This window comes from Streptomyces sp. NPDC059900, assembly GCF_050270335.1.
Taxonomy (GTDB): Bacteria; Actinomycetota; Actinomycetes; order Streptomycetales; family Streptomycetaceae; genus Streptomyces.
The window spans coordinates 1-1,322 of record NZ_JBNNJZ010001105.1 but is presented as its reverse complement, the minus strand read 5'-3'; the positions used below and the strand labels follow the sequence as shown (position 1 = coordinate 1,322).

Here is a 1,322-nt window from a genome sequence, read left to right as displayed (position 1 = left end):
CGCCACACCTCCGCCCTGGCCGGGGCCATCGCGGAGGACAGCGGCCTGCCCGCGGACGATCCCGCCTGCACCGCCCTGGCCCACTTCGCCCTCGAAGCCCCGCGCGCCGCCCGCGGCCACGACGACCCCCGCCAGGCCATCACTCGCGCCTTCGACCTGCTGGAGAACGGCTGGCGGGCCCTCGCCTGAACGGCGGGGCCCGCTCGCGGATCTCGCCGTACCTCAGGCAGCCGGAACGGTCGCCTCGCCCGCCGGTCCGCCGTCCTCCTCGGGCGCGTCCCCTTCCGGACCCAGCGGACGGCCCTCCCACAGCAGGGCACGCCAGCCCGCTTCGGGCGAGCCTTCGAGGACGACCACGCCCGTATTGCCCAGCGGGTGACTCGCCGAGAACTCCACGTCGACGTTGACCGCACGGGCAGCCACCCACATACGGATCGCGGCACCGTGGCTGACCATCGCCACCGTCTCCACTCCCGTCGCGGCCGCTTCGGCGACGACCGAGTCAAAGCGGCCCAGGGCCTCGACGCCGTTCTCGCCGCCGGGCATCCGGCGCTCGGTGTCGCCCGCGGACCAGGCGAAGGCAGCGGCGAGGTAGGCGGTGGCAGCCTCCTGGTCGCCGCGCATCTCCAGATCGCCCGCGATCAGCTCCCGGATCCCGTCCCTGATCCGGGGCTCAAGCCCCTTCGCAGCGGCCAGCGGCGCGGCGGTCAGCTGGGTCCGCACCAGCGTGGAGACGTACAGGGCATCGACCTTCTCCCCCGCAAGGGCCTCCGGCAGCGCAGCCGCCTGCTCCTCCCCCAACGGCGTCAGCCCCGGCCCCGGTGCCCCGGTGTCCAGGAGGTGCTTGAGGTTGGACGGGGTCTGACCATGGCGTATGAGCAGCAGGCGCATGCGGGGATTACCTCCACTGGACGGAAACAACGCCTTCCACTCTGCCACCAGAACCCTTCGGTTTCCCCCGCGCGCACTGCCACAGTGGACCGGCTACTTCGTAGCCCCCTGGGCGAAGCCGTTGTAGATGTAGCGCTGGAGGAAGAGGAAGAGGAGCAGTGTCGGCAGGATCACGAGGATGGCGCCCGCGGAGATGTTCTCCCAGTGCGCGCCGAACGGGCCCTTGAAGCGGAACAGGGCCGTGGAGATCGTTCCCTTGTCCTCGGAGGGCATGTAGAGGAACGGGATGTAGAAGTCGTTGTACGTCGTGATGCCCTTGACGATGACGACGGTCGCGATGGCCGGCTTCAGGAGCGGCAGGATGATCTTGCGGTAGATCGTGAAGGTGTTCGCGCCGTCGAGGCGGGCCGCTTCGTCGAGCGAGGTGGGGA

Annotated in this window: 2 protein-coding genes and 1 pseudogene; 1 reads left to right on the top strand and 2 read right to left on the bottom strand. The window is 70.5% G+C overall.

What is annotated here, in order from left to right; all coding sequences use genetic code 11:
- A pseudogene (locus ACQKIP_RS47620) lies at positions 1 to 189 on the top strand (TetR/AcrR family transcriptional regulator); the annotation flags it as partial.
- 33 nt (positions 190 to 222) lie between these two features.
- Here the strand turns inward: ACQKIP_RS47620 and ACQKIP_RS47615 are convergent.
- Together ACQKIP_RS47615 and ACQKIP_RS47610 are read right to left on the bottom strand one after the other, a co-directional pair.
- Complete coding sequence (locus tag ACQKIP_RS47615) at positions 223 to 891, bottom strand: histidine phosphatase family protein (protein WP_365856092.1); 669 nt, start codon at positions 889 to 891, stop codon at positions 223 to 225.
- Between the two features lie 93 nt (positions 892 to 984).
- Positions 985 to 1,322: carbohydrate ABC transporter permease (locus tag ACQKIP_RS47610; RefSeq protein WP_427745886.1), on the bottom strand; the 338-nt coding region annotated here is incomplete at its 5' end.